The organism is Sphingomonas sp. P2_B6 (assembly GCF_056404755.1).
This window is the reverse complement of sequence record NZ_JBFUDK010000013.1, coordinates 1-17,875: the sequence shown is the minus strand read 5'-3', so window position 1 is coordinate 17,875 and position 17,875 is coordinate 1. Positions and strand designations below refer to the sequence as shown.

The 17,875-nt window shown below is 66.9% G+C and carries 19 protein-coding genes; 11 read left to right on the top strand and 8 right to left on the bottom strand.

Features of this window, described 5'->3' with window-relative positions; genetic code table 11:
- Positions 1–100: 100 nt before the first annotated feature.
- The 3 genes from AC1DX5_RS17345 (at position 101) to AC1DX5_RS17335 (ending at position 3,454) form a co-directional block, all read left to right on the top strand.
- Positions 101–1,591, top strand: a complete 1,491-nt coding sequence (locus AC1DX5_RS17345) for a circularly permuted type 2 ATP-grasp protein (RefSeq protein WP_478016508.1) — start codon at positions 101–103, stop codon at positions 1,589–1,591.
- A 109-nt stretch (positions 1,592–1,700) separates the two neighbouring features.
- Positions 1,701–2,636, top strand: coding sequence for an alpha-E domain-containing protein (locus tag AC1DX5_RS17340; RefSeq protein ID WP_465169914.1), 936 nt, complete (start codon positions 1,701–1,703; stop codon positions 2,634–2,636).
- Positions 2,636–3,454 carry a transglutaminase family protein gene (locus tag AC1DX5_RS17335; RefSeq protein WP_478016507.1) on the top strand — a complete coding sequence of 273 codons (819 nt, stop codon included), beginning with the start codon at positions 2,636–2,638 and terminating at the stop codon, positions 3,452–3,454. Before AC1DX5_RS17340 ends, AC1DX5_RS17335 begins: the two co-directional genes overlap by 1 nt.
- Positions 3,455–3,653: 199 nt before the next feature.
- Here the strand turns inward: AC1DX5_RS17335 and AC1DX5_RS17330 are convergent, their stop codons facing one another.
- Together AC1DX5_RS17330 and AC1DX5_RS17325 are read right to left on the bottom strand one after the other, a co-directional pair.
- Positions 3,654–4,448: an arginyltransferase gene (locus AC1DX5_RS17330; protein ID WP_465169912.1), complete on the bottom strand. Its 795-nt coding sequence runs from the start codon at positions 4,446–4,448 to the stop codon at positions 3,654–3,656.
- A 227-nt stretch (positions 4,449–4,675) separates the two neighbouring features.
- Positions 4,676–5,914, bottom strand: coding sequence for a threonine ammonia-lyase (locus AC1DX5_RS17325; protein WP_465169911.1), 1,239 nt, complete (start codon positions 5,912–5,914; stop codon positions 4,676–4,678).
- A 108-nt stretch (positions 5,915–6,022) separates the two neighbouring features.
- On the opposite strand from AC1DX5_RS17325, the gene AC1DX5_RS17320 reads away from it, so the two are divergent.
- From AC1DX5_RS17320 to AC1DX5_RS17310, 3 genes are all read left to right on the top strand, one after another.
- Positions 6,023–6,889, top strand: a complete 867-nt coding sequence (locus tag AC1DX5_RS17320; protein ID WP_478016506.1) for an NAD(P)-dependent oxidoreductase — start codon at positions 6,023–6,025, stop codon at positions 6,887–6,889.
- Positions 6,886–8,532: an amidohydrolase gene (locus tag AC1DX5_RS17315; protein WP_478016505.1), complete on the top strand. Its 1,647-nt coding sequence runs from the start codon at positions 6,886–6,888 to the stop codon at positions 8,530–8,532. Before AC1DX5_RS17320 ends, AC1DX5_RS17315 begins: the two co-directional genes overlap by 4 nt.
- 84 nt (positions 8,533–8,616) lie before the next feature.
- Complete coding sequence (locus tag AC1DX5_RS17310; protein WP_478016504.1) at positions 8,617–8,949, top strand: GIY-YIG nuclease family protein; 333 nt, start codon at positions 8,617–8,619, stop codon at positions 8,947–8,949.
- A 110-nt stretch (positions 8,950–9,059) separates the two neighbouring features.
- Here AC1DX5_RS17310 and ctrA read toward each other — a convergent pair whose 3' ends face one another.
- Together ctrA and AC1DX5_RS17300 are read right to left on the bottom strand one after the other, a co-directional pair.
- Positions 9,060–9,767, bottom strand: coding sequence for a response regulator transcription factor CtrA (gene ctrA, locus AC1DX5_RS17305; RefSeq protein WP_465169907.1), 708 nt, complete (start codon positions 9,765–9,767; stop codon positions 9,060–9,062).
- Positions 9,768–9,944: 177 nt separating this feature from the next.
- The gene (locus AC1DX5_RS17300) at positions 9,945–10,862 is read right to left on the bottom strand and encodes a LysR family transcriptional regulator (protein WP_478016503.1); all 918 of its coding nucleotides are present in this window, start codon (positions 10,860–10,862) and stop codon (positions 9,945–9,947) included.
- Between the two features lie 250 nt (positions 10,863–11,112).
- Here AC1DX5_RS17300 and AC1DX5_RS17295 point away from each other — a divergent pair, with 250 nt between their 5' ends.
- Positions 11,113–11,811: a pirin family protein gene (locus AC1DX5_RS17295; protein WP_478016502.1), complete on the top strand. Its 699-nt coding sequence runs from the start codon at positions 11,113–11,115 to the stop codon at positions 11,809–11,811.
- Between the two features lie 158 nt (positions 11,812–11,969).
- Complete coding sequence (wrbA, locus tag AC1DX5_RS17290) at positions 11,970–12,572, top strand: NAD(P)H:quinone oxidoreductase (RefSeq protein WP_478016501.1); 603 nt, start codon at positions 11,970–11,972, stop codon at positions 12,570–12,572.
- 64 nt (positions 12,573–12,636) lie between these two features.
- Here the strand turns inward: wrbA and AC1DX5_RS17285 are convergent, their stop codons facing one another.
- A complete protein-coding gene (locus tag AC1DX5_RS17285) occupies positions 12,637–13,452 on the bottom strand; it encodes a M15 family metallopeptidase (RefSeq protein ID WP_478016500.1) in 816 nt (271 codons plus the stop codon).
- Between the two features lie 46 nt (positions 13,453–13,498).
- Here AC1DX5_RS17285 and AC1DX5_RS17280 point away from each other — a divergent pair, with 46 nt between their 5' ends.
- Positions 13,499–14,146 carry an RluA family pseudouridine synthase gene (locus AC1DX5_RS17280; RefSeq protein ID WP_478016499.1) on the top strand — a complete coding sequence of 216 codons (648 nt, stop codon included), beginning with the start codon at positions 13,499–13,501 and terminating at the stop codon, positions 14,144–14,146.
- 111 nt (positions 14,147–14,257) lie between these two features.
- On the opposite strand, the gene arfB is transcribed toward AC1DX5_RS17280, so the two are convergent.
- The gene (gene arfB, locus AC1DX5_RS17275; RefSeq protein WP_478016498.1) at positions 14,258–14,680 is read right to left on the bottom strand and encodes an alternative ribosome rescue aminoacyl-tRNA hydrolase ArfB; all 423 of its coding nucleotides are present in this window, start codon (positions 14,678–14,680) and stop codon (positions 14,258–14,260) included.
- Positions 14,681–14,775: 95 nt separating this feature from the next.
- On the opposite strand from arfB, the gene AC1DX5_RS17270 reads away from it, so the two are divergent.
- The gene (locus tag AC1DX5_RS17270) at positions 14,776–15,258 is read left to right on the top strand and encodes a GAF domain-containing protein (RefSeq protein WP_465169900.1); all 483 of its coding nucleotides are present in this window, start codon (positions 14,776–14,778) and stop codon (positions 15,256–15,258) included.
- A gap of 24 nt (positions 15,259–15,282) precedes the next feature.
- Here the strand turns inward: AC1DX5_RS17270 and AC1DX5_RS17265 are convergent, their stop codons facing one another.
- A complete protein-coding gene (locus AC1DX5_RS17265) occupies positions 15,283–16,569 on the bottom strand; it encodes a M20/M25/M40 family metallo-hydrolase (protein WP_478016583.1) in 1,287 nt (428 codons plus the stop codon).
- A gap of 161 nt (positions 16,570–16,730) precedes the next feature.
- Positions 16,731–17,186, bottom strand: a complete 456-nt coding sequence (locus AC1DX5_RS17260) for a universal stress protein (protein WP_465169899.1) — start codon at positions 17,184–17,186, stop codon at positions 16,731–16,733.
- Positions 17,187–17,329: 143 nt separating this feature from the next.
- Here AC1DX5_RS17260 and AC1DX5_RS17255 point away from each other — a divergent pair.
- A partial coding sequence (locus tag AC1DX5_RS17255; protein WP_478016497.1) for a biotin/lipoyl-containing protein occupies positions 17,330–17,875 on the top strand: 546 nt, incomplete at its 3' end.

Sequence of the window (17,875 nt, the reverse complement as noted above, 5' to 3'; positions counted from 1 at the left end):
AAAACGCGCCCTGAAAACGGGCCCTGAAAACGGACCTTGTGCGGCGCAGCAAAACATCGCAGCATGGAACTTGGCGGTTCATGGGGGCTTTACCGTTTCGATGGTGACACGACGCGCGTTTGACGAGATCATGGGGCAGAGCGGCTCGACCACGCCGCGACCCGAACTCGCCGCGCTCGGACACTGGCTCGACGAAACACCCGACGCGGAACTCCGTCGCCGCCAGCAATCGGCCGAACAGACCTTCCGCCAGCTTGGCATCACCTTCGCGGTCTATGGCGATAGCGACGCGTCCGAACGCATCATCCCTTTCGACATCGTCCCGCGCATCTTCCTCGCCGACGAATGGTCGCGCCTGTCCGAAGGACTGGTGCAGCGCGTCGAGGCGATCAACGCCTTCCTCGATGACATTTATGGCGATCGGAAGATCCTCCAGGCGGGCGTGCTTCCCGAGGACCTGATCTTCGGCAATCCGCAGTTCCGGCCGGAGATCGCGGGCATGCGGCCGCCGCACGGCATCTGGGCGCATATCTGCGGCATCGATCTGGTGCGCACCGGCCCCGACGAATTCTTCGTGCTGGAGGACAATGCGCGTACGCCCTCGGGCGTCAGTTACATGCTCGAAAATCGCGAGGCGATGCTGCGCCTCTGCCCCGAGCTGTTCCGCGATTTCCGCGTGGCCGCGGTGGATTCCTATCCCGATCGCCTGCTCGAGACGATGAAGTCGGTCGCGCCGCACGGATCGGGCCAGAACCCGGTCTGCGTCGTGCTGACGCCGGGCCACTACAACTCCGCTTATTACGAACACAGCTTCCTCGCCGATTCGATGGGCATCGAGCTGGTCGAGGCAGCCGATCTGGTCGTCGACGATGACATCGTCTGGATGCGCACCATCGCCGGCCGGGTGAAGGTTGACGTGATCTACCGGCGGATCGACGACGATTATCTCGATCCCCTGGTGTTCCGCCCGGATTCGATGCTCGGCGTGCCCGGCCTGATCGCGGCCTATGCCGCCGGCAATGTCGCGCTGCTCAACGCGCCCGGCAACGGCATCGCCGACGACAAGGCGATCTACAGCTACATGCCGGAGATCGTGCGCTTCTATTCGGGCGCCGAGCCCAAGCTGCCCAATGTCGAGACCTGGCGCTGCCGCGAGCCCCAGGCGCTGAAATATGTCCTCGATAATCTGAAGGACGTGGTGGTGAAGCTGGTCGACGGCTCGGGCGGCTACGGCATGCTGGTCGGCCCGACCGCGACCAGGGCGGAGATCGAAACCTTCCGAGCCGCGCTGATCGCCGAGCCGCACCGCTATATCGCGCAGCCCACCCTGGCGCTGTCGACCGTGCCGACGCTCAGCGACGCCGGCCTCGCCCCGCGCCATGTCGATTTCCGTCCGTTCGTGCTGACCGGCTCCAAGGGCATCCAGGTGGTGCCCGGCGGCCTGACCCGGGTGGCGCTCAAGGAAGGCTCGCTGGTGGTGAACTCGTCGCAGGGCGGCGGCACCAAGGACAGCTTCGTGCTGATGGACGGCGGGAATACGCAGAGCCAGACTCAGGGCGGCATGAGCCAGGCCCAGGGGACCGTGGCATGATGCGGACCTCTTCCGTTCGTTTCGAGCGAAGTCGAGAAACCGATCTTGGCGCTTCCTCGCTGCTTCTCGACTTCGCTCGAAACGAACGGTGGGGGGGAGTCAGCGCCTGATGCTCTCCCGCACGGCCTCCTCGCTCTACTGGCTCGGCCGCTATATCGAGCGGGCGGACTTCATCGCACGCCTGGTCGAGGCGACCGTCCGTCTCGACGTGCTCTCCTCGCGCCCTGCCGGCGAGGCGGCCTGGGCCAGCGCGCTCGCCGTCACCGAGACCGACGATACGTTCAAGGCCACGGGCGAGACCATGTCGCAGCAGCATGTCGCCCGTTTCCTGACGCTCGACGGCAGCCACCCGGGATCGATCGTCCGCTGCCTCGACATGGCGCGCAACAATGCCCGCGCCGTGCGCACCGCGCTGACCCGCGAGGCCTGGACCGCGATCAACCGCGCCTGGCTGATCTTCCACAGCCGCTCCAGTCCCGGCGGTGCCACCGCCACGCTCGGCCTGGTCGATGCGGTGAAGACCGAGGCGCGCGGTTTCGAAGGCGCGATCCATCGCATGCTGCGCAACCAGACCACCTGGTTCATCCGCCTCGGCCAGGCCGTCGAGCGCGCCGACAACACCGCGCGCCTGCTCGACGTGAAATACCATCTACTGCTGCCGGAGGGCGAGCAGATCGGCGGCGTGGTCGATCGCGACCAATGGACCACCATCTTGCAGACCGTCTCGGCCGTCACGGCCTATCGCTGGCTCTATTCGGAAGGGCTGCGCCCGGCGAACGTGATCGACCTGCTGATCTCCCGCGCCGAGCTGCCGCGCAGCCTCGCCGCCTCGGCCGAAGAGACGCTGGAGATCCTCAACCTGCTCGCCAAGCGCACCGGCCTGCACGGCGAGGCCGACCGCATGGCCCGCATGCGCCAGCAACGCCTCGCCAAGACGCGGTCCGGCGAAGTCATCGCCAGCGGGCTGCACCAGTATCTCCAGGCCTTCAACGCCGAGAATGATCTCCTCCACGAGGCGATCGGCCGGCAGTTCAAGTTCAGCTGATGCGGATAACGGTGGATCACCGCACGATCTATCGTTTCTCGGTGCCGCAGGGGCGCCTCACCCAGATGCTCCGCCTCACCCCGGAGGACACGCATGACCAGACCGTCGCCGGCTGGCAGTTGCACGTCGATTGTGATGCGCGGATGCGCCCGGGCCGCGACGGCTTCGGCAACCGGGTGACGATGCTTTATGTCGAGGGTCCGATCGAGCATATCGAGATCGCCGTGTCGGGCGAGGTGCTGACCAACAGGTCGAACGGCATCGTCCACGGGGCGCATGAACCGCTGCCCCCGCCGCTGTTTCTCCGCGCGACCCCGCTGACCGAGCCCAGCCCGGCGCTGACCGACTTCGCGGCGGAAGCGGCGGGCGGCAAGGGCGACCTCATCGAACGACTCCACGCGCTCAACCTGGCCTTCCACAACCGTTTCGCGCTCGATCGCGGGCGGCCCGTCTCGGGGCGTAGCGCGGCCGAGGCGTTCGCGCTGGAAACGGCGACGCCGCGCGATTTCGCGCAGATGTTCGCCGCCGCGGCGCGCGGGCTGGGCGTGCCGGCGCGTTATGTTTCAGGCTATAGTTCGGTCTGCTTCATCGGCGACACGCCGCCCGCGCCGCATGGCTGGGCGGAGGCGTGGGTCGCCGGGCTGGGCTGGGTCGCGTTCGATCCCTGTACCGGCATGTCGGCGGACGAGGCCCATGCGCGGGTCGCGGTGGCGCTCGATTCGGCCGGTGCCGCGCCGGTCGCGGGATCGCGTCTGGGCGAGGGTCATGAAGAGCTCGATGTGGATCTGCATGTCGGCCGGGGCAGCGCCGAGGATTAGAGCGGCGAGCGTTAAATCTGATCCGTTCGTCCTGAGTAGGGATCGAGGTGCCGAAGACGTATCGAGAGCCCGTATCGAAGGACAGGTTGTCGCGCGGAACCCGTCCTTCGATACGCCCTCTCGATACGCCGCTGCGCGGCTACTCGATGGCTACTCAGGACGAACGGGTGTTGGTGGCTCTGATGTAATGCAAGCTACTCTAAGCCAGCTCGTTCGCCATCAGCACGTTCTTCTGCGCCGGCGGCGCATAGGTCGCGTCCTCGTCGGTCAGGAGCGTCCAGCCGGTCGGGCCGAGCACTTCGATCGGGCGATAGCGCGTCTTGTACGCCATCCGCTCGGACCCTTTCACCCAATAACCGAGATAGACATAGGGCAGGCCGATGCTGCGCGCCCGCAGGATATGGTCCATGATGATCATGTTGCCCAAGCCGGCACGCAGCGGATGATCCGCATCGAAGAAGCTGTAGATCATCGACAGCCCGTCCGCCTGCTGGTCGGTCAGGCACGCCCCGATCAGTCGCCCGCGCATGCCGTTCCGCGACGGTTCGCGATATTCGATGATGTAGCTGTTGACCGGCGAATGCTCGACCATGTCAGCATAATCGCCTTCGTCCATATCCGCCATGCCGCCACCGGGATGGCGCGAGGCGAGATAGCGGCGCAGCAGCTGATATTGCTCGTCGGTCGCCCAGGGGCGGCAGGCGGTCACTTCCATGTCGCTGTTGCGCCGGATCTGCTTGCGCTGCGTCGCGTTGGGCACGAATTCCGACGCGACCACGCGGACCGAGACGCACGCGGTGCAGCCCGCGCAGCTCGGCCGGTACGCCACTGACTGGCTGCGGCGAAAACCGATCCGGCCAAGCGCGTCGTTAAGGTCGCCCGCATGCGGGCCGTTGAGTTCAGTGAAGACCTTTCGTTCCTGCCGTCCCGGAAGATAGGGGCAGGGCGACGGGCTCGTCACGAAGAAGCGCGGAAAACGAAATGGCGCGGTCACCGCCTGTAACCCCTTTTCCACCCCGGCCCGATGCCTGGCTGGCCCCTGTTATGAATCGCTTGAGAGGTGATGAAAAGCGGCTTTACCATGAAAGAGAGTTAACGCGGCGCTAAGGCTGAGTCTTGCAGATTCACGCCGTGAGGCGGACTTGACGGGCATCATAACGCATCCCGCGACTCGCGAATAGAGTCGCGGGAATCGTTTCACCGCAGCTGTGATTCATTTCGTCAGGCGAGTTCGACCGGACTGACCTCGTACCCGGCCTCGCGCAGTGCTGCCATCAACCGGTCGAGATGGGCCTTGTCGCGCGTCTCGCATTCGATATCGGTGATGAGGCCCTTGGCCGGCAGCGTCGTGAAGACGCGCTGATGGTAGATCTCGATGATGTTGACGCGCTCGGCATCGAAGATGCGCGCGACGTTGAACAGCGCGCCGGGCTGGTCCTGCAACCGGATACGCAACCGTGCGAGCCGGCCCGACCGGGCAAGGTCGCGCAGCAGCACATTGGCGAGCAGCCGCGTGTCGATATTGCCGCCGCACAGGATGACGCCGACGGTCTTGCCGCGGAAGCGCTCGGGATGCTGCAGCAGCGCGGCGAGGCCGGCGGCGCCGGCGCCCTCGACCACCGTCTTCTCGATCTGCAGCAACAGGCTGACCGACTCCTCCAGGCTGCGCTCGCTCACCAGCACGATATCGTCGACCAGTGCCTCGACGATGCGCGCGGTGATGCCGCCCGGTTCCTTCACCGCGATGCCCTCGGCCAGAGTATCGCCGGCGCAGGGCAGGTCGGTGCCGTTGATCCGGTTGTACATCGACGGGAACAGCTCGGCCTGCACGCCGATCACGTCGACCGGATGGTCCGCCGCCCGCGCCACCGTCGCCGTGCCGGAGATCAGGCCGCCGCCGCCGATCGGGATGATGAAGGTGTCGATCGCCGGCGCGTCCTCGAGCATCTCGAGTGCGACCGTTCCCTGGCCGGCGATCACGCGGACATCGTCGAACGGATGGACGAAGGTCAGGCCGCGCTCCGCCTCCAGTTCGCGCGCATGGGCATAGGCAGCGTCATAGGTGGTGCCGAACAGCACGACGGTCGCGCCATGCCCCTCGGTCTGAGTCACCTTCACCGTCGGCGTCGTCGTCGGCATCACGATCGTGGCCGGGATGCCCAGGCGATTGGCGTGATAGGCCAGGCCCTGCGCATGGTTGCCGGCCGAGGCAGCGATCACGCCTTTCGTCTCCGGGGGAAGCTGGAGCAGCGTGTTGAGCGCGCCGCGCTCCTTATAGGCTGCGGTAAACTGCAGGTTCTCGAACTTCAGATAGACCGTCGCGCCGGTCAGCTTCGACAGGGTCTGGCTGATGAAGGTCGGGGTGCGCACGATCGAGGCGGCGATCCGCGCATGCGCTGCCTTGACATCGGCGAGGGTGACGGGGAGCGTTTCGGCGGCGGGCAAAGGTTCGGTAGCCATAGGCGGGCGAGGTAGGCCCTGAAATCGTCAGCCGCAATGGTCGTTACGGCCCGCGCGGCGCGACTCTCAACTAGCGTGACGCGGAAACACCCCTTATCGCGATCCTCCATGAGCAACATCGCATTCATCGGAACCGGAGTGATGGGCGCGCCGATGGCGGGGCATCTCGTCTCCGCCGGCCACGCCGTCACCGTCTACAACCGCTCGCGCGCCAAGGCGGAGGCCTGGGCCGAGAAATACGGCGGCACCGTCGCCGCCACTCCGGCCGAGGCCGCGGCCGGCAAGGATGCGGTGTTCAGCTGCGTCGGCAATGACGACGATCTGGCCGAGATCACGCTGGGCGCGGACGGCGTGTTCGGCACGATGTCCGCGGGCGCGCTGTTCGTCGACCACACCACCGTCTCGGCGAAGATCGCGCGGCGGCTGGCGGAAGATGGCGGGGCGAAGGGCCTGCTCGTCGTCGACGCCCCCGTCTCGGGCGGCCAGGCGGGGGCCGAGAACGGCAAGCTCTCGATCATGTGCGGCGGCACCGCCGAGGCGATGGCTGCGGCCGAGCCGCTTATGCAGGCCTATGCGCTGCGCATCGTCCATATCGGTGAAGCCGGTGCTGGCCAGACGACCAAGATGGTCAACCAGATCGCGATCGCCGGCGTCGTGCAGGGCGTGGCCGAGGCGCTGCGCTTCGCTCAGGTCAGCGGTCTCGACACCGACAAGGTGTTCGAAGCGGTGTCGGGCGGCGCGGCGTCGAGCTGGCAGATGGTCAATCGCTGGTCGACGATGAGCGAGGACAAGTTCGACTTCGGCTTCGCGGTCGACTGGATGCGCAAGGATCTCGGCCTCACCCTCGACGAGGCGCGCCGCAACGGCGCGACCCTGCCGCTCACCGCGCTGGTCGATCAATTCTATGCCGACGTCCAGAAGATGGGCGGCGGCCGCAACGACACGAGCTCGCTGGTGCGCAGGTTGCCGCGGTGAAGCGACTTGCCGCGGCAGCCGCCGCGCTTTCATTCGCTGCCGTCCCCGCCTTCGCCGACTCCCTTGTCGACAATGTCAACGGCATGACGCTCGACAAGGACGGCAAGGTCATTCACTTCAACGGCGTGCTGATGACGCCCGACGGCAAGGTCATCCGGCTGATGCAGCCGGGCGACAAGCGCCCGGAAAAGCTCGACTGGCGCGCCGACATGAAGGGGAGGGTGCTGCTCCCCGGCTTCATCGACGCGCATGGCCATGTGATGGACCTGGGCTTTCGGGACGTGGAGCTGGACCTCTCGGGCACGAAATCGCTCGACGAGGCCAAGGCGAAGATCGCTGCCTATGTCGCGGCCAATCCCGACAAGAAATGGGTCCTTGGCGGCGGCTGGAACCAGGAGCTTTGGGCGCTCGGCCGCTTTCCGACGGCGGCCGATCTCGATTCAGTGGTCAGCGACCGCCCCGTCTGGCTCTCGCGCGTCGACGGCCATGCGAGCTGGGCCAACACCGCCGCGATGAAGGCGGCGGGGGTGACCGCGAAGAGCGTGTCGCCTGCCGGCGGTCGCATCGAAAAGACCGGCGCCATGCCCAACGGCGTGTTCGTCGATGCGGCGCAGGATCTCGTCACCAAGGCCGTGCCGCAGCCCCTGCCCAAGGATCGCGACGCCGCCTTCCTCAAGGCGCAGGCGAAACTGCTCAGCCTCGGCGTGACCGCAACCGCCGATATGGGCAGCTCGCTCGACGACTGGCTCAGCTACCGTCGCGCGGGTGACGCGGGCGCGCTGCGCATCCGCATCATGAGCTATGGCAACAGCGTCGAGACGGCCGTGCGGGTCGGCGGCGCCGGCCCGACTCAGTGGCTCTACGCCGATCGGCTGCGCATGGGCGGGGTGAAGCTTTATGCCGATGGCGCGCTCGGCTCGCGCGGGGCGTGGCTGAAGGCGCCGTACAGCGATGCGCCCAAGGAATCCGGCCTCGGCTTCCTCGCCGACGACGTGATCCGCAACCTGATGAGCCGGGCGGCGATGGACAATTACCAGGTCGCGGTCCACGCGATCGGCGACAAGGCCAATGCCCAGGTGCTCGACGCGATCGAGGAACTGTCGGAGACGTACAAGGGCGACCGCCGCTGGCGGATCGAGCATGCCCAGATCGTCGATCCGGCCGATCTGCCGCGCTTCGGCCAGCACGGCACGATCGCCTCGATGCAGCCGGTCCACCAGACGTCGGACCGGGTGATGGCCGAAGCGCGGCTCGGGCCGGACCGGCTTGCCGGCGCCTATGCCTGGGCGTCGATGCTGAAGAACGGCGCGGTCCTGGCGTTCGGCTCGGACTATCCGATCGAGAGCCCGGATCCGTTCGCCGGCTGGGCCGCCGCCTTCACCCGCCAGGATGCCGAGGGCCAGCCCTATGGCGGCTGGCGTCCGGAGGAAAAGCTGACGCGCGAACAGGCGTGGTGGGCCTTTACGGGCGCCGCCGCCTATGCCGGTTTCGCCGAGGACAAATTCGGGAGGCTCGCGCCGGGCCAGCGCGCCGACTTCATCATCGTCGACCGCGATCCGCTACTGGCCGGCCCGAGCGAGCTTCGCGCAACCAGGGTGGAGGAGACCTGGGTCGGCGGCCATAAGGAGTATGTGCGGAAATAGGGGGAGGGGCTGCTCCACCCTTGCCGTCATGCTGAACTTGTTTCAGCATCCATGCGCGGTCAGTCGATGCGGGGGGTAACGTGAATGGAACGCGTACCAGCAGTCTACATCGTCGCCAGCCAGAAGCGCGGCACGATCTATACCGGCGTGACCTCGAACCCGATCGGCCGCATGATCCAATACCGTCAGGGGATCACCAAGGGCTTTGTCACCAAATACGGTGCCACGCGCCTCGTGCTTCTCGAATTCTTCGGCGACATGGAGAACGCAATCCGCCGAGAAAAGCAGTTGAAGGCATGGCGCCGCGCCTGGAAGATCAATCTGATCGAAGCTACCAACCCGGGCTGGCGCGATCTGGCGTTGGTACTATGGCCTCGATCCGCTCTCCCGGCCGCGCTGGCCGCGCATGGATGCTGAAACAAGTTCAGCATGACGGCGTTGGGCCACCCCCCACCAAAAAAGAAAGGCCGCGGCACCCCCCGATGCCGCGGCCCGAACTGCCGTAAGCCGATACCAGCAAGCCTGGATCAGGCGACCTCTGCGACCGGCGTCCCGATCTCTTCCGGGTCGCGCAACACATAGCCACGGCCCCAGACGGTCTCGATGTAATTCTCGCCTTCGCAGGCCATGCTCAGCTTCTTGCGGAGCTTGCAGATGAAGACGTCGATGATCTTGAGCTCGGGCTCGTCCATGCCGCCATACAGGTGGTTCAGGAACATTTCCTTGGTCAGCGTCGTGCTCTTGCGCAGCGACAGCAGCTCCAGCATCGCATATTCCTTGCCGGTCAGGTGGACGCGGCTGCCATCGACTTCGACCGTCTTGGCGTCGAGGTTCACGGCGAGCTTGCCGGTGCGGATCACTGACTGGCTATGGCCCTTGGAACGACGCACCACGGCATGGATGCGCGCGGTCAGCTCTTCGCGGTGAAAGGGCTTGGTGACGTAATCGTCGGCGCCGAACCCGAAGCTGCGCACCTTGGAATCCATCTCGTTGATGCCCGACAGGATCAGCACCGGCGTCTGCACCCGGGCGACGCGAAGTCGCTTGAGCACGTCATAGCCATGCATGTCGGGCAGGTTGAGATCGAGCAGGATGATATCGTAGTCGTACAGCTTGCCCAGATCGAGGCCTTCCTCGCCCAGATCGGTGGTGTAGACGTTGAATCCTTCCGTGGTGAGCATCAGCTCGATCGCCTTCGCGGTCGTCGGCTCATCCTCGATCAGCAATACGCGCATCCTGGCAGTCCCCCCGTCACGTCGCTGCGCTCGATACCCCCGACGGCTCGGCGCGCCCCTGCACTAACCATTAACCTGACTGGGGATGAACGCAAAAGGTTAATTCTTCGCTAACCGGCCGAAATGCGCGAGTCGCGGGGTTTTTGGGGCGCCGGGATCGAGCCTGGCGGGGTCGTCTCAGCCGCTCCCTGGGCCTTCCGCGGCGCAGATATGGCGAAACCTCTCGGTCAGGAAAGCGATCAGTGCTTCGACGCGCGCGGGCCGCAAATTGCCCGGCGGGGTGAGCAGGTGCAGCGCGATCGGCGGACTGTGCCAGTCGGTCAGGAACGCCTCGAGCGTGCCCGCCGCCAAGTCTCCGCCAACGATGAAATCGGGCAGGATGCCGATGCCGAGCCCAGCCCTCAGCGCGGGCAGCAGCGCGTCGCCGCTGTTCGACCGGAGCGGCCCGGCCGGCCGCACCGCGACCTCGGCGCCGCCCGGCCCGATGAAGCGCCACGGGCCGGTGACATTGGTATAGCCCAGGCATGCATGCTCCCCCAGCTGCGCGGCATGAGTCGGGCGCCCGTGCTTTTCGAGATAGGAAGGCGCCGCGACGATATGCATCGCGATCGGCCCCAGGCGCCGCGCGCGCAGCGAGCTGTCGGGCAGATCCGCGATGCGCAGCGCGACATCGATGCCCTCCGCGACGATATCGACTTTCGCATCGGACAGGTGGAGATCGATCTCGATCCCCGGATGCGCGCTGAGGAATTCCGCAAGGGCGGGCGTCAGGCTGACCAGCCCGAGCGTCATCGGCGCGGTCACCCGGATCAGCCCGTGCGGTGCCGTCGCCGCATCGTGCGCCGCCTCTTCCGCTGCGACCGCTTCGGCCAGGATGCGCGCGGCATGCTCGGCCAGGCTCTTGCCGCTCTCGGTCAGGGTCAGCCGCCGCGAGGTGCGGTGGAACAGCGACTGGCCGAGATGCGCCTCCAGCCGGGTCACCGCCTTCGACACGGTCGCCTTCGACACCCCGATCGCATCCGCCGCCCCGCTGAACGAGCGATGCTCGACGACGGAGGCAAAGATCGCCCAGGCTTCAAGATCCGGCAGACGCATAAATTCCTCCCCATCGCAGATGGGGAGGGGGACCGTCCGAAGGATGGTGGAGGGGTATTGGAGCGAGGCCACGCTGCCGCGCTCCAATACCCCTCCACCACCCGCTGAAGAAGCGGGCGGTCCCCCTCCCCAAGCTAGCTTGGGGAGGATTTAGATCAGGAAACGATCAGTTTCCAGCGTTTCCATTTACGCCCTGATCCAAATCCCTATCTTGGCGGCAACCCAATTCCTGCTTTTAGGGACACACCCAATGATCGAGAAAAGATCGTTCGAGAGCCTGGGCCATGCCGATCATGGCTGGCTCAACGCGCGCCATCATTTCAGCTTCGCCAATTATTACGACCCGTCTCGCATGGGCTGGGGCGCGATCCGCGTCTGGAACGATGACGAGATCGGGCCGAACGCCGGCTTCCCGGCACATCCGCACCGCGACATGGAGATCATCACCTATGTCCGCAAAGGCGCCATCACGCACAAGGATTCGATGGGCAACGAGGGCCGTACCGGGGCGGGCGACGTCCAGGTGATGAGTGCCGGCACTGGGGTCCGCCATGCCGAATATAATCTCGAGCCCGAGACGACGACGCTCTTCCAGATCTGGATCGAGCCGAAGCGGACCGGCGGCTCGCCGAGCTGGGGCGCCAAGCCCTTCCCGAAGAGCGATCGCAGCGGCAAGTTCGCGGTGCTCGCCAGCGGCTTCGCCGAGGACAAGGAGGCCCTGCCGATCCGGGCGGATGCACGGGTGCTCGGCGCGACGATCAAGGCCGGCGAGACGATCACGCACAGCGTGGGCGAGGGGCGGCACGCCTATCTCGTCCCCGCCACCGGCGCGATCGAGATCGACGGCCAGCCCTTCAAGGCGCGTGACGGCGCGGCGATCGGCGGCGGCCAGACGGTCGAGATCAAGGCGATCGAGGATGCCGAGCTGGTGCTCGTCGACTCCGAATAACCGAATTCCGTTCCGCCCACTCCCCCGGGCGGAACGGACGGGGGTGGGCATTCGTCCTCCCCGAAAGCCCCGGCCAGTTGCGTGTCGGGCGCTCACCCCCAGTTCCTCCCGCCCGGATTTCCCACGGGCGGGAGGGACATTTTCCCAGGAGATTTCACATGACCAAGGTTCTGGTGCTCTACTATTCGTCCTACGGCCATATCGAGCAGATGGCTGATGCCGTCGCCGAGGGTGCCCGCGCCGCCGGCGCCGAAGTCGATATCCGCCGCGTCCCCGAAACCGCGTCCGCCGAGGTCGCAGCCGCAGCCGGCTTCAAGGCCGACACCGCCCACCCCGTCATCGAAAGCGTCGAGGCGCTGGCGAATTATGACGCGATCATCGTCGGCGCGCCGACCCGCTTTGGCCGCATGCCGAGCCAGATGGCGTCCTTCCTCGACCAGGCCGGCGGCCTGTGGTTCCGTGGCGCGCTCAACGGCAAGATCGGCGGCGCGTTCAGCTCGACCGCGACTCAGCATGGCGGGCAGGAGACGACGCTCTTCTCGATCATCACCAATTTGCTGCATTTCGGCCTGACCATCGTCGGCCTGGACTACGGCTTTGCCGGCCAGATGGGCGTCAAGGAAGTGCACGGCAATTCGCCCTATGGCGCGACGACGATCGCCGATGGCGACGGCAGCCGCCAGCCGAGCAGCCTCGAACTCGATGGCGCGCGCTATCAGGGCCGCCGTATCGCCGAAGTCGCGGCCAAGGTCTTCGGCTGAACCAGCGGTAACAGTACGACGAGGGCGCTCGCGGCTTGCCGCGGGCGCCCTTTCGCATGACGGCCTAATAATAGACACCTGGCCAGACGAACGGGATAGGCAGGATACGCGGCGCCGGTTTCTTAGGGACCGTCTCGATCAACGGTCCCGCGATTCCCGGCCGCGCGGGAAATTGCGCGCGGGCGCGGGCGAAGATCGCGCGGGCACGCGTCGCGCCCGGCGATCGGGCGGTGCGGCCGACCCAGCGCCAGTGCCACGGCTCCCACCCGACATTCTGGCTGTTGTTCGCCGGGAAGGACAATTCGAAGCCGAAGTCCCGCGCATGGGCGATCAGCCACAGGCCCGCCGGCGTGCTCGCCATGCACCATTGCAGGTCCGGGCAGCCGGGCGACGGGTGAATGCCGAAGTCGATCGCATAGCCGGTCGCATGCTCGCTATAGCCGGGCGGCCCCACGTCGCGCGATCGTGCCGCCACGTCTCCACAGGAATCGCGTGGGCCGGTCCGGCAGAACACCGACCGCTGATAGGCGATGGTGCGGTAGCAGGAGACGCCCCGGAGCCGGTGCGCGACGCTCGGCACCGCATTCGCCGCCTCGATCAGCGCAGTGAGATCGGCCGCGGCGTCCTTTTGCAGGCGGCACGTTCCACCCAGCGCGAAGCCGGGGACGGCGAGGGGCACCATCTCGCTCGCGGCCGCTTCGGCATAGGGCAAATGGCCGAACATGCGGCCATCCGCCCCGGTGACGCCGATGCCCGGCACCATGATCGGCGCCACGGGCAGCGGTGTTCGGGTGCTCTGGGCCTGTGCGGGCACCGGCACCGCGCCGAGGCACGCGGCCGACAACAGGGCCCGGATCGCGTGCGTCGCGCTCGGTTTCACTGGAGATCCTCTGGTATGTGGCCGCGCGGAGTGGCAAGGGCTGCAAATGCTTCTGGATAGAGTCCTGTTCCTCGATGGCGAGGCGATCGTGATCGACAAGCCTGCCGGCCTGCCGGTCGATCGGCCCCGCGATGGCTCGATCAGCCTCGAAAACCATCTCGAAGCCCTGGCCTTCGGTTTCCGGCGCTGGCCCCAGGCAGTGCACCGGCTGGACCGCGACACCTCGGGCTGCCTGCTGCTGTCGCGCAACCCCAAGGCGCATGCGCGGCTGCATCACGCGTTCGAGGCAGGTATCGTCGAGAAACGCTATCTCGCGGTGCTCGAAGGCGTGGTCGAGGGCGAGAGCGGCCTGATCGATCTGGCCTTGTCCAAGGTGAGCACGGCTGAAACCGGCTGGCGCATGCGCGGCGACCCGAAGGGCAAGCCCTCGCGCACTGCCTGGCGAGTCATCGACGTGAAGGACGGACGCAGCTTCGTCGAGTTCCGCCCCGAAACCGGCCGCACCCACCAGATCCGCGTCCATGCCGCCGAGGCGCTCGGCGCAGCGGTGGTCGGCGATCCCGTCTATGGCGACGGCAAGGGCGAAAGCCTGCTGCATGCCGCCTCGCTCATGGTGCCGCGCACCGGCAAGGACCCGATCAAGGCCGAGGCACCGCTGCCCGAACGCTTCCTGAAGGCCGGGTTTAGCCTCTGATCCCCGGACACCCCCGTTCGTGCTGAGCTTGTCGAAGCACTGTTCTTTCTTCCTCACGTTGAAAGAACAGCCCTTCGACAAGCTCAGGGCGAACGGCGGGATACTGGGTCCCTATTCGATCGGCTTCCCCCGCAGCGACTTCACCGTCGACCGCTTCGCCTTGCCCTCCATGCGCCGCGCCTTTGCTGCCTTGGACGGCTTGGTCGGGCGCCGTTTCTTCGGGACGATCGTCGCCTCGCGGATCATCTCGATCAGCCGCTCGCGCACTTCCTGCCGGTTCAGCAACTGCGACCGCGCGCCTTCGCTCCTCAGCACCAGCACGCCCTCGCGCGTCATCCGCGATCCGGCGAGCATCGCCAGCCGGTTCTTCACTGCCTCGGGCAAATTCGGTGAGGCGCCGACATCGAAGCGCAGCAGCACCGCCGAATCCGTCGTGTTGACATGCTGCCCGCCCGGCCCCCCGGCGCGTGTGAAGGATTCCTCCAGCTCATCGCTGTCGATCGCGATCGATCGGGTGACGGGAATGGCGACCATGCTTCCGGTTAGGCGATTCGACGGTTCGGGCCAATCCGGTGCTTGCATGCGGCCTCAACCGGCCTCATCTCGCGCCCTCAGACGAAGGAAGACGCGTGTACCAGTTCGACATCTCGGGCGGCTCCAAGGCCGATCTCTATCATGATCTCGAAGCCGCGCTCGGCGCGCTCACCGCCGACGAGCCCGACGCGGTCGCCAATATGGCGAATGCCGCGGCGCTGATCTGGCAATATCTGCCCGATCTCAACTGGGCCGGATTCTACCGGCTGGTCGGTGGCGAGCTCGTGCTTGGGCCATTTCAGGGCAAGCCCGCCTGCATCCGCATCGCGATCGGTGCGGGCGTCTGCGGTGCCGCCGCCGCCACCCTGGCGACGCAGATCGTCGAGGACGTGCATGCCTTTCCCGGTCATATCGCCTGCGACGCCGCGAGCCGGTCGGAACTGGTCGTGCCGATCGTCCATGACGGGCGGCTGATCGGCGTGCTCGATCTCGACAGCCCCGAGGCGGCGCGCTTCGATGCCGAGGATGCCGCCGGGTGCGAGGCGCTGGTCCGGCTGCTCGCGCCCCGTATCGCCTGATCCGCCGGCGGATCGGCTCGATCCTCAGGGCCCCGCGAACGTCACCAGGCTCTCCGCCCCGTTGGCGCCCAGCGCCGATACGCCGACGAAATGGTCGTCGACCGGCACGCCCTTCAGCACCTCGGTGGCCGCGCTCGCGGGAAGATCGACCGATTTCTGCCAGTCCTGCGCATCGGTCCTGCGCCAGTGGATGCGATACCCGGTGGCGCCTTCGACCGGCAGCCAGGTGACCGTCGTGTCATAGCCCAGCGCGCCCGCTATCTTCACCCCCGACGGTGCGGCCGGCGCGGCCGCGAGCCGCCGGACCGTCGCGACGTTGATCGCGGTCACCTTCGCCAGATAGTCGAAGTCCATCTTGTCGACCGTGTCGCCATAGGCGATCCCGTTCTCGACCCGGACGTCCTGGTGTTGCGCCTTCCAGTTCTCCGCCGCGACGGTGAAGCGGATCGCCGGATAGCCAAGCGCCAGGAACGGGCTGTGGTCCCCGCCGCGCCCGAACCGGTCGGGGCGCCGGTCGACGAACACGTCGATCCCGCCCTTGATCGCGGCTGCCACCCCGTCGACCGCCTTGGCCAGCGCCCGCGACGGCCCGTCATCCTCGCCGCCATTCTGCCGGCGCTTCTGCACGGCCGCCAGATCCTCCGCCGCGCCGATGCCTTCGGAAAAGACACGCACCCGGTCGGCCACGCGCACGCCGTCCTCGCCGATCGTGTTGCCGACGATGTCGTTGTTGAGCATCGCCGAGACGACCCAGTTCTTCTGCCTGGCGGTCTCCGCCAGCAGGGTACCGCCCCACAATCCCTGTTCCTCGCCCGAGAAGAGCGCATAGACGATCGTCGCGCGGAATTTCTGTCGGGACAGGATGCGCGCCGCCTCGAGCACCAGGGCCACGCCCGAGCCATCGTCGTTCGCGCCCGGCGCGTCGCCAGTCGCGTTCATCGCGTCGCTGACCCGGCTGTCGATATGCGCGCCGATGATGATCACCCGGCGCGGCTCGATCCCTTGCTGGAAGCCGAGCACATCGACGATCTCCACCCCGTTCGGCGCGCGCGGCCCCACGAAAGTGCGCGCGATATTGGCGCTGGTAATGCACCCGCCGCATCCGTCCGAGATGCGCGTCAGTTCCCCCGCCGCCCAGCGCCGCGCCGCGCCGATGCCCCGGACAGGATCGTCGGTGGAGGACAGGCTGTGCCGCGTGCCGAAGCTGACCAGCTTCTCGACCGTCGCCTTCAGCCGGGTGGGGTCGGGCGCGTCCTGCGCGGCGGCAGGCGTGGCGAGAAGCAGGGCGGTAAGAGGGATGAAGCGGTGCATCGCCGGATGGTGGCGGGCCACTCGCGGAGCATCAACCCCATTCGTCACCCTGAACTCGTTTCAGGGTCCATGCGCGGGCAGGGGCCACGCGAATGTCGCCCGTGGTTCGCATGGCCGCGCATGGATGCTGAAACAAGTTCAGCATGACGGCATTTCGGCGATCAACTCAGCCGGTCGATTGCCTCGCGACTGAGCGATCCCGGAATGATCATCAACGGAATCGGCAAGGCGCCCGCATCGGCGCCTGCGAAATGCGCGACCAATGCCCCCGGCGCACCGCTCGCCGCGGCGCCGAGCACCAGAGCGGCGATGTCGGGATTCTCCGCGATCATCTCGCGGATGATCTTCGGGCCTTCGCCCTGGCGCACCGTGATCGAGGGTCGCAGCCCCGATTCCTCGAGCAAGGTTCCCGCCGCGCCGGCGACCAGCGCCTCGGCATGGATCCGGGCCTCGTCCTCGATGGTGGCCTGCACGCCACCAAAGGCGACGAACTCGGCCGGCGCGATCAGGGTGAGAATCTCCACCCCGCCGCCGGTCTTCACCGCGCGCCGCGCCGCGAAGCGCAAGGCGATCTCGCTTTCCGGATTCTCGTCGATCACGACCAGATAGATACGCATGCTTTCCCCCTCTGCCCGCTAGGTGGGCCGGGCCCCGGTTTTACGCAAGAGTGGCCTGGTTCAGCGCGCCCGGTCTTGACCCCGCCCGCATCGGGCGCGAAGGGAACGGGCCGCTACGGATTCGGTTAGAGGAAAGCCTCCCCATGTCGATCGAGATCAAGATGCCTGCATTGTCGCCCACCATGGAGGAGGGCACGCTGGCGAAATGGCTCGTGAAGGAAGGCGATGTCGTCAAGTCGGGCGACCTGATGGCCGAGATCGAGACCGACAAGGCCACGATGGAATTCGAGGCGGTCGACGAAGGCGTGATCGGCAAGATCCTGGTCGCCGAGGGCACTGACAATGTGAAGGTCGGCACCGTCATCGCGACCCTGCTGGAAGAAGGCGAGAGCGCCGACGCGGCCCCCGCCCCCAAGGCCGCCGCGCCGAAGGAAGAGCCCAAGGCGGAAGCCCCGAAACAGGAAGCCGCGCCCGCACCCGTTGCCGAGGCGCCCAAGTCCGCCGCGATTCCCGCACCGGCATCGGACGACCGCGTCAAGGCAAGCCCGCTCGCGCGCCGTATCGCCGCCGAAAAGGGCGTCGAGCTGTCGGCGCTGGCCGGCTCCGGCCCGAACGGCCGCATCGTCAAGGCCGATGTCGAGGGCGCCAGGCCCGGCGCGGCACCCGCCGCTGCCGCGACGCCCGTGGCC

Excerpts from the sequence above, each read along its gene's own strand:
- AC1DX5_RS17300 (WP_478016503.1), bottom strand. The coding sequence starts at position 10,862 with ATGCGTCTGCCGGATCTTGAAGCCTGGGCGATCTTTGCCTCCGTCGTC.
- AC1DX5_RS17295 (WP_478016502.1), top strand. The coding sequence starts at position 11,113 with ATGATCGAGAAAAGATCGTTCGAGAGCCTGGGCCATGCCGATCATGGC.
- AC1DX5_RS17340 (WP_465169914.1), top strand. The coding sequence starts at position 1,701 with ATGCTCTCCCGCACGGCCTCCTCGCTCTACTGGCTCGGCCGCTATATC.
- arfB (WP_478016498.1), bottom strand. The coding sequence starts at position 14,680 with ATGGTCGCCATTCCCGTCACCCGATCGATCGCGATCGACAGCGATGAG.
- AC1DX5_RS17310 (WP_478016504.1), top strand. The coding sequence starts at position 8,617 with ATGGAACGCGTACCAGCAGTCTACATCGTCGCCAGCCAGAAGCGCGGC.
- AC1DX5_RS17325 (WP_465169911.1), bottom strand. The coding sequence starts at position 5,914 with ATGGCTACCGAACCTTTGCCCGCCGCCGAAACGCTCCCCGTCACCCTC.
- AC1DX5_RS17335 (WP_478016507.1), top strand. The coding sequence starts at position 2,636 with ATGCGGATAACGGTGGATCACCGCACGATCTATCGTTTCTCGGTGCCG.
- AC1DX5_RS17260 (WP_465169899.1), bottom strand. The coding sequence starts at position 17,186 with ATGCGTATCTATCTGGTCGTGATCGACGAGAATCCGGAAAGCGAGATC.
- AC1DX5_RS17265 (WP_478016583.1), bottom strand. The coding sequence starts at position 16,569 with ATGCACCGCTTCATCCCTCTTACCGCCCTGCTTCTCGCCACGCCTGCC.
- ctrA (WP_465169907.1), bottom strand. The coding sequence starts at position 9,767 with ATGCGCGTATTGCTGATCGAGGATGAGCCGACGACCGCGAAGGCGATC.
- AC1DX5_RS17320 (WP_478016506.1), top strand. The coding sequence starts at position 6,023 with ATGAGCAACATCGCATTCATCGGAACCGGAGTGATGGGCGCGCCGATG.
- AC1DX5_RS17280 (WP_478016499.1), top strand. The coding sequence starts at position 13,499 with ATGCTTCTGGATAGAGTCCTGTTCCTCGATGGCGAGGCGATCGTGATC.
- wrbA (WP_478016501.1), top strand. The coding sequence starts at position 11,970 with ATGACCAAGGTTCTGGTGCTCTACTATTCGTCCTACGGCCATATCGAG.
- AC1DX5_RS17345 (WP_478016508.1), top strand. The coding sequence starts at position 101 with ATGGTGACACGACGCGCGTTTGACGAGATCATGGGGCAGAGCGGCTCG.